This window comes from Blastopirellula retiformator, assembly GCF_007859755.1.
GTDB classification, from domain to species: Bacteria; Planctomycetota; Planctomycetia; order Pirellulales; family Pirellulaceae; genus Blastopirellula; species Blastopirellula retiformator.
The window spans coordinates 777,957-790,468 of record NZ_SJPF01000002.1 but is presented as its reverse complement, the minus strand read 5'-3'; the positions used below and the strand labels follow the sequence as shown (position 1 = coordinate 790,468).

Genomic DNA, 12,512 nt, shown 5'->3' with positions numbered 1-12,512 from the left:
ATTCGGCTCCAGCAGAGTAGGCGAGGGAAGGGGTGCTTCTAGGATACCCGACCTACGGTAGCTTTTTACACAAGATTTTTGGTTTTGCGGCGACTCAAACGTTTGAAAAAGATAGGCTGTTATCGATTCGGTGAGAAAGCAATCACGAGAACGTTCGCCGCACTCATTGCGCCGGCAAAGCGCCGGAGCGGCGGACGTTGTCGGCGTGAAACTGAACGATCTCTAGCCCTCGTTTGTCGTCGATCTTGGCGGCGCTATGCGGGGCGCCTTCGACGATGATGCGCTCGAACGGAATCTCGAGCGACTCCCGATACTTCATGAACTGCAAGTTGTGCTCGTAGTTGAACCCTTTTGTGCCGACATGCAATTGAATCCGCAGCGGCGGGTTTTTCGTCTCGGCGTATTCTTGGGCCAAGTCCCAGGTGTTGTCTCCTTTGGCGAAGACCAGATTCCTGTTCTCGCGGCCTTCTTGCTCTTTCACCTTCATTTCGTTGGAGTACCCAGAACGTCCTGGCGCTGTCGAACAAAACAGGTCAGGGCGCTTGAACATGATCCGCGTCGTACCGCGGCCACCTTGCGAGAACCCTTCGAGCCCGCGTCCGTCGCGATTGGCGATGGTGCGATACGTCTTGTCGATGAAAGGGATCAGTTCCTTGACGAACACGCGGGCAATCTAAAGGGACGGCGGGCAATCTAAAGGGACGGCGGGCAAATTCGCAGCGCCGGCCTTTAAGACCCCCGTCCCCTGTTCTCTGCTGGACTAGCTCCGTTGAAGCCCGGGACTAGGCGGGCGTTAGTGAATGGATTGATGAGTTTCCACGTTCCCTCCAGGACGGGCTTTTCCGACGACAATAGAAAAACTTTTCCAGATGCACCAGCAAATGACGAGCGACCAACAAAATGCAGGGAGACGAGCTTGCCATCACGAGTTGTGGTGACGCCGAAACGAATCACTCCGTCGGCATCGACGGTTCCATGGACTTTTCGCTCCGGGGAAAGCCAAGGCTCTTGTCCCAATGGTCGAGCAAGCCACTTGGCTCTGCCATCGTCCGACGGATCGCCGAAGCCACCTCTTGCTTGATTCGAGGCGTCTTCATCAGCCTCTTCTGTTGCGTCCTGTTTCTCAGCGAGATCGCTGACCACAACCAGAGTGAGCCGTTCTGCTTCGGAGCAAACATTCACGTCGTGGAAGAAATTCCGGCGAGCGTCTGTCTCGTCAAACGTTGCAATCAGCGAGTGTTTCCCGGTCGCCATTCGGGCGTTGTCTTGCGCCCGAGACTCGGCGACAAAACAGATTAGCAGGAGGGCGGTGGTCATGCGCAACATGTGACGCTCCAACTATGTAGAAACTCTGAAAACAGACAACTTATGATTGTTCAGAACGGCCTATTACGGGGAGCGCCCTCTAACAATAGGAGCAATCTACGGGGACGGGGGTCAAATTCGCAACGCAGGCCTCCCCTTTTCTCTGCCAACTCTCTATATTCTGAGCGTGAGACTTTCCCTCCTCTAACGGTAACTGGAAGACTCCAGGCAAAGCAAGCGATCGCGAACTTGACGAGCGCTTGGCGACGGCGCGTCTCCATCATCACCACCAACGCCCCCCACGTTGAACCGACAACCTCAAGGCTATCTGCCTGTTGGAAAATGCCCTCGTGGCATTTTCCAACCTCGCCAGGCTCAGAGCATAGCTCTTCGCGGCTCGCAAAATAACGACTTACGTCGCTATCTTGGGATCGCATACCGTTGAGAAAATCAACGGACTGCTATGAGGCCGCCTCCGCGTTGATCAGGTCGCTATCCGTAGTTAGTGGGCGTCTGATTTGCTTTGCCCGGCAAGGCCCAGCTGGCGCAACATTGGCCCCATGGTCAGGCCGCCGAAGAGGATTGAGAAGGCGACGACGACGTAGGTCATCGTCAGGATGAGTTCGCCGATGTTGTCGTACTGCGATTGCTGGGCGTGGATCTCTTCCTTGAGCGATAGCGCGAGTGCGACGCTGATCCCGCCGCGCAGGCCGCCCCAAGTCATCACCTTGATCGCGTGCGGCGTATATTCTCGGTTGGTCGCCTTCTTCAAGGCGGTCACCACGGCGCCGACCGACAGGAACCTCGCCAGCAGCGCCGCGGGGATCGCCAATGCCCCGGCCAGCAAATACTGCGCCGTGAACGAAAGGACCAAGACCTCCATACCGATCAACACAAACAGCACCGCGTTCAGAAGTTCGTCTACCAATTCCCAGAACGTGTCCAGGTGCTCGCGCGTTTGGTCGGACATCGCTAGCGTTCGGCCATGGTTACCCAGGATCAGCCCCGCGACCACCATCGCCAATGGCCCCGATAGGTGAAGCGCCATCGCCAAGGCATACCCGCCGGTCACGACCGCCAGCGAAAGCAAAATCTCCGTCGCGTAGTGATCAATGGTTCGCAACAGGAGGAACGCGACCATCCCCAGCACCAGGCCGAGCGCGAGCCCGCCGCCGGCTTCGAGGGCGAAAAGCTTGGCGACATCCATTACTGTCGTCTCCGCCTTCTCGCTGTGCGCTTGAGCATCGTGCGTAGGTGCGTTTCCGGGTTGTTCCGCATCGCTATCGGCGCTGGGGCGGTTGTCCAAAACTTGTTCGCTGGGCTCAGCGACGTGATTGACATCATGGTTCTTCGCCGCGTCGGCATGCGATTCGCCATGATGCTGACCCAGCCCCGCGATCCCCAGCAGCGCAATAAACACCACCACGCCCACGCCATCATTAAACAGCGACTCGCCGGCGATCTTGGTCTCCAGCGGCTTGGGTGCGCCGAGGCTCTTGACGATCCCCAAGACCGCGATCGGATCGGTCGGCGCGACAATCGACCCAAATATCAGGCAGTAGATGAAGCGGACCTCGATACCGAGCCAGCCGGTGATCACGTAGGTAAGGCCGCCGACGATGAACGTCGTCGCGAGAACGCCGACGGTCGCAAGCAGACCGATGGCCGCAGACTGTTTCTTGAGGTCGTTCAGGTCGACATGCAACGCCCCGGCAAACAGCAGGTAGCCGAGCATGCCCTCCATGAGCGTCTGGTCGAAGTCGATCGAGCCGACGAGGGTCTCAGCCGCGGTGAGCACGCCCGCCTGCGGCACGATCCAATTAATCAGCAGCAGGGCGACCGCGTGCAGCATGGCCAGCAGCATCAAGCCTACCGTTGTCGGCAGCTTAAGCAGTTTGTGGTTGATGAACGCGAAGGCCGCTGCAAGGGCGACAAGGATGCCGGCGATATTGAAGAAGCTCATGGCCCCCTTTATACCGTACTTCCGTAAAGGAAAAAGAGGGAGAAATCGTCCTGACCGCCTGCCGATACGTCGAAAGTAGGCGCGCCCTGCGCTGGGGTATTCAAAGGATCAGAAGCGGGGAAATGAAGTGTGCTGTGGTCGACAAGAACGGCGTGAGGACGCGTTTCGGCTTCGATTCGCCAAAGTCTTTCTGGTTTTCACCACAGCCACGCTTTCCCAGATAGAGGGTTCGGCCAAAAATCCGAACGTCGACCTGCTTAGAAGGGGCGTGAGATCAATACATTGGAACACGCCGCCTTGCGCACGCCGGCACTAGCAGCCATTGGTTAAGTGCGAAATTCCGCGACGGCATAAAAAAACGCTGGCAGAGCAATTTTGCTCAACCAGCGTTGAAAGTGGCGGGGGCCGGATTTGAACCGACGACCTCGAGGTTATGAGCCTCGCGAGCTACCTAGCTGCTCCACCCCGCGACATTAACTCCACTTAACGACATGCTTGCCGCTGTTGGAAGTGCTGAATTGTAAAGGAACTGTGATCAGTGTCCAGGGGACCGACCGAAAAAATTCGTAGGCGATCTACTTTGGTCGGCGTTTACGCGGCAAATCGGCCGCAATCGCCGGTAGGACAGTTTTCGACGCGGAAAGCCGTGGGATCGAGCGTTGTGTGCGGTCTCGTCAAAATCGACAAAATCGGCGCGAATTCCGCGCGGGCTCGGTTGAGTACATTATCGGTTCCTTGCCGCTTAAAAAACTCACTGGTAGAGTGACGTAACCCCTTTTTTCGCTTGTATTTTGGCCGTCTTGGTAGTGCGGTCTTGGAGCTGGTGGATGTCGAGCGACGAACATCCGAAAGACCGCGATAAATCGCCAGAGAAGCGCCCTGCGCCGATATCGCAGCCTCCATCGACTCCGCCGCCGGCGTCAGAAGGGGATGCGGCGAAGGCGCCGATCTCGTTTGGACAAGCACCGCCGCAATCGGTTCCCAATTATTTTCCGCCCGCGGGACAGTATCCGCCGGGGCAATACCCACCGCCGCAATATCCTGCGCAGGGACCGTACCCGCCGCCGGGTCAATATCCACCGCCTGGTCAGCAAGGTCCGCCGCCGCAATATCCGCCCGCTGGCGGTTATCCTCTGCCGGGGCAACAACCACCGCCGGGGCAGTACCCGCCATCAGCTCCTTATGGATCTCCTGGGGCGCCGGCTGGTTATCCGAACCAGTGGGCGCAGCCTCCGGTAGCGCCGCAAAACGAATCGCCGCCGGTTCCGCCGAGCGCTCCGCCCCAACCAAAGCCTGCCGAGCAAGAGCCAACTCCTCCGCCAAAGTCGGCATTGCCCCCCAGTGCGAAGCGACCGCCGGAAACGAAGAAGCCGCAGTCGCGCAAGCCAAGCGACAAGCCGGAACCGCCGAAGTGGCGCGATGAAGCGCCAGGCGAACAGCCTCCGGCAAAACCAACTCCAAAGAAGCGGGCGACCAAAAAGCCGCCGGCTGCGAAACCTGCGCCCGCGTCAAAGCCGGCGGCCGAAGCGCCGGTAAAGCCGAAGCGGACGCCTGCGGCAAAGTCGCCTGACGCGAAACCGGTCGACAAATCAGCGCCGGTCGAGCAAGTTCCTTCTGATGGCAAAGGTTTGCCGCAGAAGGCGCCCAAGAAAGCTCCGCCGGAAGTGGTCGACGCGAACCTGGCGGTCGCCAAGCTCAGCGCTCCGGCCGATGACTTGACCGCCAAGTCGACGCGGATGATGCCGCCGTGGATGATCAGCTCGATCATCCACTTCGTCTTGGTGGTCGCGCTGGCGATGTTGGTCTTCACGCCGACGCAAAGGCAGGAAGTCGTCGTGACGGCGACGTACGCCGAGCGTCTGGGCGAACAACTCGATCTAGAAATGTTGCTCGATGAAGATGACTTGGTGGAGGACGACATTGTCGGGTTCGACATTACGTTGTTTGAGTCCGAGCAACCGCCGCCCGAGTCGCTGACGACCCTGGCCGCCACGGGGACGAAGTCGCGACAGCGCGAAGTCGAAACGCCGGGCGTTGAATTCAACTTCCGAGGCGAAGGGGGCGGAAAGAAGGCGCTACTGAAAGCGTATGGCGGCAACGCGACGACCGAACAGTCGGTCAAAGCGGCGCTCGATTGGCTCAAGCGAAATCAACGCCGCGATGGCTCGTGGAGCTTGAAAGGCCCCTACAAAGATGGCGCCGGAATCGAGAATCATATTGCGGCGACCGCGATGGCGCTGCTGGCGTTTCAAGGGGCAGGGCACACGACGCTCGAAGGCGGCTACACTCGCGAGGTGACCCGAGGCTGGGGCTTCTTAATGTCGCAGATGGACAACGATGGCACCTTCATCAGCGGGCCGCTCGCCAATCAGCATCGCTTGTACACGCAAGCCCAAGCGACGATTGCCCTCTGCGAGTTGTACGGCATGACCAAAGATGAGCAGTACCGCAAACCGGCCCAACGGGCGATCAACTACGCGGTCCGCATTCAGTCGCCGGAAGGTGGTTGGCGCTACACGCCAGGCGATGGCGCCGATACTTCGGTCACCGGTTGGTTTGTCATCGCCTTCGCCAGCGCCAAGATGTGCGGGCTGACCGTACCCGAAGAGACGCTGCAGCGCGTCGGCGGGTTTCTCGATACCGTTGCGAAAGAGAATGGCGCTCGCTACACCTACCAACCAACCCGCAACCAGCCGGCGACGCTGTCGATGACGGCCGAGGGTTTACTCTGCCGGCAGTACTTGGGCTGGAAGCAAGAAGATCCCCGTTTGCAGGATGGCGTCGACTACCTGGTCGAAAACCCGGTCGATTGGAAAGAACCCGACGTCTACTACTGGTACTACGGCACTCAGGTGGCGCATCATTATGAGGGCTCGGCGTGGCAAAGTTGGAATCGCGTCATGCGGCAGGCGATCCCAGAGGGTCAGGTCCAGGTCGGCAGCGACAAGGGAAGTTGGTCGCCCGATGGAGACAAACATGGCGTGATCGGCGGGCGGCTGTTTATGACTTGCCTGTGCGTCTACATGCTGGAAGTCTACTACCGGCATCTGCCGATCTACTCGAAGTCGGAAGTCCTTTCGCTGCAATAGCGATCGCCTTATCCGCTAGATATAGAAATCTGTTGATTCTGTAAATTCAACTCGCGTTCCGAAGGGGAGGATTGGTATATTGGTGGGGCTTGTCCCAACCCGCATGCCAAGCCCTAGATTCGCAAATTTCGCATGGACGCTTTTCTGCTCGTTTGCCCCCCTTGTTAGGCGCGTTACCAACTGCCCAACGCCAGCACGCACGGCAAGACAGTTACCTGCAAGGAGTGCGGAGAGAAGTTTACCGCCAAGCTGCAGAAGGCCGCGCAATCGCCGAAAACTGCCGCTCCGCCGCAGCCTCAAGCAGCCACGAAGTCGAGCGCTGACGATCCCTTCGCTGACTTGTTCAGCGATTCGGCAACCCACGCGATTCGCAGGCGTTTCGCGATGAGGTCGGTCTCGAAAACATGGTCCGGATCGAGATGCCGGGGCTCAATAAAGAGTAGATGAAGGAGATGTTCCTCCGGTTGAAAGACAAGGTCAACACCGGGCACTACTCCAGTCGTACCAGCGGAAACGTGACCGTTTTGGATATTGGCTTCGACGGCGACGTTGAAGCGCTCGCCAAACTGATCGACTTTGGCGAAGTGGAGGAAGTCTCGGTCGAGCAGCGGACGATCAAGTTGAAATCGGTCTCGCTTCCCAGGTCGCAGGAGACGGAGCAAGCCGAACAGGACGAGTTCTTTAAGCCGTCGGGGAAAGATGATTTTGGTAAGTGACGAAGGCCGGAACTTGCTCGCGTCCCTTTTCGCTCGCTGGCGCTGTGGGCTAGATTTTTGACTGGCGGCGGAGTTCTTTAAATAGCCGCTGTGTCGCTCGCCCGCGGTGGCCAATTAATCGAGTGGCAGCCGGGCTCATTTCGGCCAGTCGCCGACGATACTCGATGATTTCTAGATGGGCGTCGTAGCCGATGCCGTACTGGCCGCGGGCTTCATCTTGGATTCGTCCGTGACACTCACCGATCGCTTCGCAGAAGATCTCGCCATTCGGATTAGCGATCGCCAGGTGACAGACAAAGCGGGCCGAACGTCTTGCGAGCGGCACGTCTGCCAGCGCGTTGATCAGCTTCACGCGGTTTTCGGCGGTGGTTGCCTGGTCGCCGGCATACCGGGCGGAACGAACGCCCGGTTCTCCGCCTAGCGCCGCTACTTCCAGTCCCGTATCGTCGGCCAAGACCCATTGTCCGGTTTGCCCGGCATAGCCGATCGCCTTTTTCAGCGCGTTGTCGCGCAGCGTTTCGCCATCTTCGACGACGGCGACGGCGTCGGGAAAATCGCGCAGCGAAAGGAGCGTCACGCCCAGCGGCCCCAGCGACGTCGCCAGCTCTTGCAACTTGTGGGCGTTGCCGGTCGCCAACAGCAGAGCTGAGAAGGGGAGCTTCATCGGGCTTACAGAATCGCCAGCGGGTTGCGACGTTCTTCGAGCGTTCCGCGGGTCACGCCGACGCGGTTGAGCGCCTTCAGTTCGGTCCAGACTTCCTTGCCGGAGATTTGCCCGGTGAGCAGCGACGAGTAGAGGTCGAGCGTCTGATAGACCTGCGATTTGGTCGCTTCGTCGAGCAGCTCAACGCGGAAGTGCCGCACGCCCAAGTCGATCAGCGCGGCGACCGCTTCGGCGCCACTTTGTGGAGCGGCGTTGTAGAGCGTGTTGCGGCAGCCGACGTCGGCGGTTAGCAGATGTTCGCTGCCGACCCGATCGCGCAGCTGCACCACGTGCGTATCGCATGGCCGGCCGCAGTTGGTCTTGTTGGTGCCGGGCGAAAGGACCGAACAGAAGACGCAATGCTCCATATGGAACATCGGCATGTGCTGGTGGACGACCACTTCCAGCAGCTGCGTCGGACTGCGGCGAACCATCTCGAACAGCTGTTCGCGGTTCAAGTCGTACGATGCGGTGATTCGCTCGGCCCCTTGGCGGCGGAGGAAGTCGACGGTCAACTCGTTGGCCGCGTTGAGCGAGAAGTCGGCCACGCAGGCGACGTTCCGCTCGCGATAGTAACGCAAGCCCGAAAGGTTGCGGACCAGGATCCCGTCGGCGTTCTGTTTCTCGAGCGCCCTGAAGATTCCCATTTCGCCCGGCTTTTGAATCCGCGGCGTCGCCAAGTAAACTTTGGCGCCGGCGCCGTGGGCGATGGCGACCGCCTGACGATACTCGCGAATGTCGGCGAAGTCGGCGTAGAGCCGCTTCATGCCGATCTCACTCGCCCAGGTCAACTGATCCAACGTGCGGCAGAGCAGGTTCAAGTGGGGCATGTCGTCGGTCGGAATATTCTCTGGAATCGCATCGCGCAATTGCGGCAGGACCGGCTTCGCACTGACGGCATGCGAACGGATCGCCGCGGCCCGACGCGCTTCGGTCAGTTGCTCGACCATCTGCTTGCGCAGTGCGCCCAACACGCTGAGCGGCGCCATCGGCTCGCCAGCGATGTCCGCTTTGAGATCGGCAAGCCGGTAGCCGGTCTCGCCCAAGCGAGAGAACTGCTCCTGCAGCGTTTCGATCGTCAGCGGATGTTTGCGGGCCGCCTCGAGCGGTTGTTCGGTTTGCAGCTGTAGTTGAGGCAAACCGTCGACAGTCGCCACCAACTGCAGCGGCTGGTCGACAGCGGCGGAGACTTGCAATTGCAGGTCAACATCGCGCGGCGCGATCTCGCCATCAAACGATTTTCGCAATCGGCGATTCAGCTCGGGATCGTCGCTCTTCCAGATTTTCTGGCCTGGGTAAAGCTGGGACAGATCGACGGCGTCCCGCATCAGCGCCATCTCGACGACGCCATGCGAAACTTCGCCTTCAAGTCGATTCTGGCCGCGATACAGGGCGAAGATGCGGCCCCCTTGTTCGGCGTCCGCGATACGGTCGCCGTCAAAGACGATGCCGTCTCCCGCTTTCAACGCTCGCCGCAGCGAGACCTTGACCCGTTGTCCCTGGACCTTCTGCACTTCGCCGACCAGCACGCCCCGCTTGGCCGAACTGATCGCCGGGACCAACATCTTGTGATCGCAGCCATGCAGCCAGCCGACCGAGAACCCCCGCGAAAACGACAGTTCCATCTCTTCGACGTCGCGCGGCGCAAACTCGACCGGGCGTCCGGCGACGGCGGCGTCGATGGCCGTGCGATAATGCCGCGTGATGTTGGCGACGTACTCGGGCGTCTTCAACCGACCTTCGATCTTCAGCGACACGACGCCGGCTTCGATCAGCTCGGGCGTCACCGCAAACGCGGCCAGGTCTTGCGGGCTGAGCAAGTACTTTTGATCGCCAAGATCGACCTCTTGACCGTCGCAGATCAGCTCGTAAGGCAACCGGCAGGCCTGGGCGCATTGGCCGCGATTGGCGCTGCGGCCGCCCAGCGATTCGCTGGTCAGGCATTGTCCGCTGTAAGCGACGCACAGGGCGCCGTGCACGAACGCTTCGAGCGGCATCTCGGTTTTTTCGTGAATCGCCGAGATCTCGGCGATCGACAGCTCGCGGGCCAGCACGACCCGCTCGACGCCCATTTCGGCCGCCAGAGCGATGCACTCGCTGCTGGTCATCGTCATTTGCGTCGACGCGTGAATCGGCAAGGTTGGCGCAATTTGCCGAATCAGCCCGACCAGGCCCAGGTCTTGCACCAACAGGGCGTCGACTCCGGCGGCGGCGATTTGCCGCACCAGCTGTTCGACCGCTTCCAGTTCCGGCGAAAAGGCGAGCGTGTTGAGCGTGACGTATCCCCGCACGCCATGCCAATGCAAGAACGACATCAGCGACGCCAGGTCTGCGGCGTCAAAATTGTTGGCCCGCGCCCGTGCGTTAAACCCGCTGGTCAGCCCGAAATAGATGGCGTCGGCGCCGTTGGCGACGGCCGCTTTGGCGCAGTCCCAGTTGCCGGCAGGCGCCAGAAGTTCGGGGGCAGCACGATTTTCAGACGCACAGGTATCAGACATATAGCAGGGGAGCGATTCGTTGAAGGTGTCGAAACCGCCATTCTAACAGTCGCCGCCGCGGTGCGTAGTCGATTTGCCACAAGAATCTCGCAGATCTGCGGCTGTCACGCTGCAAAGAGCGGCCCACAAAGTTAGCAGTCCGTTGATTTTCTCGACGGACTGCGTGATCGCATGGATGCGATCCCAAAATAGCGACGTAAGTCGTTATTTTGCGAGCCGCGAAGAGCTACGCTCTGAGCCTGGCGAGGTTGGAAAATGCCACGATGGCATTTTTCAACAGGCAGTTAGGGGGATCGTCGCAGCCATTTGACTACCTGACGCGTGAGCAGCGGCAACAGGCCCAGCAGGGCGAAGGCCGCCAGCGTTGGCCAACGGACCACGGCGCCGAGTCCCTGCTCTTGGATGGCGGCCAGCGACGGCAAACTGGCGCCGGCGGCGACGTAGACGATCGTGCCGGCCAACATGCCCAACTGGCTGACCCACCAAAACGTCACCAGGCGAATCGGCGTCAGGCCCATCAGCAGATTGACCAGAAAGAAGGGAAAGATCGGGATCAGCCGCAGCGTAAACAGGTAGTAGGCGCCCTCCGCTTCGACCGAGGCGTTCAGCTTTTCCAGCCGCTGCTGGTAACGCTGCTGGATGGCGTCTCGAAAGAGATAGCGGCTGACCGAAAAGGCGATTGTCGCCCCCAAGGTCGAAGCGAAGCTGACCAGCACGACGCCGGCGACCGGCCCAAACAGCCAGCCATACAAAATGGTCAGCAGCGCTGCGCCTGGCAGAGAAAGCCCCGTGATCACAACGTAGATCGCAAACGCGGCGAAGTAGGAAACCAGCCAATGTTGCTGCTGGAAAGAACGGAGAGCTTCCTCACGCTCGACTAAGGCATCGATCGAGAGATGCCGGCCGAAGAGGTAGTAGACGGCGATGGCGAGGAAGAGTAAGAGGAGGGCGATCAGCCAACGATAGGGCCGAGCACCGGATGGCGCCGAATCGCCTTCAGGAATTGGATCGTCCATTCACACCACTTCTCTTAACGGGTGGCACTGCTGGCTTGCCCAGCAGTGAAACAGCGTAGCGACACTCAGCAGCCACGAACATTCCAGTCGGCCGGAAGCGGAGAAAGCAAAGGAAGGTCTGCTTCTATCGGCGATTCAGGCAGAAGAAACCGACGAGCACTCGACCACTTCCAATCGATCGCCCGTTTGCAAAGTCCTCGTTTGACTGGATTGTCATGAATGTAATCGATGACCAATTGAATTGTCGCTGGATCGAAGATCTTCCGATCGTAGCCCGGTCCTTCTTGCCAGAACCGAAACGTCTGCACGCCCGGGCGTTGTTGAACGGTGAGTCGCTTCAGTAGCGGACTATTACACTCAATCAGATGCTGCTTGATTCGGTAGGAGAACGGCCGTTTTACTGCGTTAAGAAAACTGGAAATCGTGGACGCCGATTGCTGTGGCAAGACCAGCAAGTGTACATGTTCCGGCATGAAAACGAACGCGGTTAGATGAAACTCGTGTCGCTCGACGGCGTTCTGAATGCTCTGAGCGAGCATGCCCCTCCATGTGTCGTTGGTGAGGAGCGGCTTTCGTTGGTAGCAAGAAAAGGTGAGTTCATGAAGGTGGCCCGCTTCATGGATGTGTTTGACTTGCTTCTTTTTGGGTGGGGCCATGCCCCCAGGGCAGTTCTGAAGCCACTGCTGGGCAAGCCAGCAGTGGCACCCGTTGGTCGTGCCGTGCTTCTGAGTCGTGAGGAAATTCTTAGTATTTACTTCTTCTTTTGTTCCTTCTCCTTTTGGACAGCCTCCTTCTTGGCTGCCTGGCGAGCCCGGGTCAGCCGGGCTTGTTGCAGCGGCGTCCAGGCTTCGAGGTAGTCGATTGAGCGGATGGCCATCGTTGTTTCGATCTTGACTTCGTCCGGGCCTTCGCTGGCCCAATCGGCCCGAAATTCTCGTAGTTTTGCGAGGAATTTGACGATCCGGTCCTCCATCTCTTTGATGTCGTCGACCGTTTGATATTCCATTCCCATGAGCGATCTCCCGGGGCGAAAAAGGTTTTATTGATTCCATCCCATTACCACAGAATACCTTACGTCAATCGTTTGTAAAGTCTAAGACTCTCCTCGAACTTTAGGCGGTCAAAAGTCTTGCAAAAGTCTAAGACTTTACTTAGAATGTCTTGAGTCATTGGGGTTGGCGGACGTCAGCAGGATTGACCTGAATTGCGACCCGCTCGGCCC

General features: G+C 59.2%; 10 protein-coding genes and 1 tRNA gene. 2 read left to right on the top strand and 9 right to left on the bottom strand.

Features of this window, described 5'->3' with window-relative positions:
* Positions 1-163: 163 nt before the first annotated feature.
* From Enr8_RS10570 to Enr8_RS10555, 4 genes are all read right to left on the bottom strand, one after another.
* Complete coding sequence (locus Enr8_RS10570) at positions 164-664, bottom strand: alpha/beta hydrolase-fold protein (RefSeq protein WP_222434841.1); 501 nt, start codon at positions 662-664, stop codon at positions 164-166.
* Between the two features lie 65 nt (positions 665-729).
* A complete protein-coding gene (locus Enr8_RS10565) occupies positions 730-1,326 on the bottom strand; it encodes a hypothetical protein (RefSeq protein ID WP_146431217.1) in 597 nt (198 codons plus the stop codon).
* A 481-nt stretch (positions 1,327-1,807) separates the two neighbouring features.
* The gene (locus Enr8_RS10560; protein ID WP_146431215.1) at positions 1,808-3,268 is read right to left on the bottom strand and encodes a cation:proton antiporter; all 1,461 of its coding nucleotides are present in this window, start codon (positions 3,266-3,268) and stop codon (positions 1,808-1,810) included.
* A gap of 396 nt (positions 3,269-3,664) precedes the next feature.
* Positions 3,665-3,738 (bottom strand) — tRNA-Met (locus Enr8_RS10555).
* A 357-nt stretch (positions 3,739-4,095) separates the two neighbouring features.
* On the opposite strand from Enr8_RS10555, the gene Enr8_RS10550 reads away from it, so the two are divergent.
* Complete coding sequence (locus tag Enr8_RS10550; protein WP_146431214.1) at positions 4,096-6,357, top strand: prenyltransferase/squalene oxidase repeat-containing protein; 2,262 nt, start codon at positions 4,096-4,098, stop codon at positions 6,355-6,357.
* Positions 6,358-6,800: 443 nt separating this feature from the next.
* Positions 6,801-7,073, top strand: a complete 273-nt coding sequence (locus tag Enr8_RS10545; RefSeq protein ID WP_146431212.1) for a hypothetical protein — start codon at positions 6,801-6,803, stop codon at positions 7,071-7,073.
* A gap of 49 nt (positions 7,074-7,122) precedes the next feature.
* Here the strand turns inward: Enr8_RS10545 and Enr8_RS10540 are convergent, their stop codons facing one another.
* The 5 genes from Enr8_RS10540 to Enr8_RS10520 form a co-directional block, all read right to left on the bottom strand.
* Entirely contained in the window at positions 7,123-7,737 is a 615-nt protein-coding gene (locus Enr8_RS10540) for a non-canonical purine NTP pyrophosphatase (protein WP_146431209.1), read from the bottom strand.
* A gap of 5 nt (positions 7,738-7,742) precedes the next feature.
* On the bottom strand, positions 7,743-10,274 hold the full coding sequence (locus tag Enr8_RS10535; protein WP_146431207.1) for a DUF3656 domain-containing U32 family peptidase: 2,532 nt from the start codon (positions 10,272-10,274) through the stop codon (positions 7,743-7,745).
* A 284-nt stretch (positions 10,275-10,558) separates the two neighbouring features.
* Positions 10,559-11,290, bottom strand: coding sequence for a TVP38/TMEM64 family protein (locus tag Enr8_RS10530; RefSeq protein WP_146431205.1), 732 nt, complete (start codon positions 11,288-11,290; stop codon positions 10,559-10,561).
* A gap of 65 nt (positions 11,291-11,355) precedes the next feature.
* Positions 11,356-11,946: an REP-associated tyrosine transposase gene (locus tag Enr8_RS10525; protein ID WP_146431203.1), complete on the bottom strand. Its 591-nt coding sequence runs from the start codon at positions 11,944-11,946 to the stop codon at positions 11,356-11,358.
* Positions 11,947-12,041: 95 nt separating this feature from the next.
* Positions 12,042-12,302, bottom strand: a complete 261-nt coding sequence (locus Enr8_RS10520; protein WP_146431201.1) for a hypothetical protein — start codon at positions 12,300-12,302, stop codon at positions 12,042-12,044.
* Positions 12,303-12,512 lie beyond the last annotated feature (210 nt).

Bases quoted from the DNA above. Each gene is read 5' to 3' on its own strand.
- Enr8_RS10565 (WP_146431217.1), bottom strand. From the start codon at position 1,326: ATGTTGCGCATGACCACCGCCCTCCTGCTAATCTGTTTTGTCGCCGAG.
- Enr8_RS10560 (WP_146431215.1), bottom strand. From the start codon at position 3,268: ATGAGCTTCTTCAATATCGCCGGCATCCTTGTCGCCCTTGCAGCGGCC.
- Enr8_RS10550 (WP_146431214.1), top strand. From the start codon at position 4,096: ATGTCGAGCGACGAACATCCGAAAGACCGCGATAAATCGCCAGAGAAG.
- Enr8_RS10545 (WP_146431212.1), top strand. From the start codon at position 6,801: ATGAAGGAGATGTTCCTCCGGTTGAAAGACAAGGTCAACACCGGGCAC.
- Enr8_RS10540 (WP_146431209.1), bottom strand. From the start codon at position 7,737: ATGAAGCTCCCCTTCTCAGCTCTGCTGTTGGCGACCGGCAACGCCCAC.
- Enr8_RS10535 (WP_146431207.1), bottom strand. From the start codon at position 10,274: ATGTCTGATACCTGTGCGTCTGAAAATCGTGCTGCCCCCGAACTTCTG.
- Enr8_RS10530 (WP_146431205.1), bottom strand. From the start codon at position 11,290: ATGGACGATCCAATTCCTGAAGGCGATTCGGCGCCATCCGGTGCTCGG.
- Enr8_RS10525 (WP_146431203.1), bottom strand. From the start codon at position 11,946: ATGGCCCCACCCAAAAAGAAGCAAGTCAAACACATCCATGAAGCGGGC.
- Enr8_RS10520 (WP_146431201.1), bottom strand. From the start codon at position 12,302: ATGGGAATGGAATATCAAACGGTCGACGACATCAAAGAGATGGAGGAC.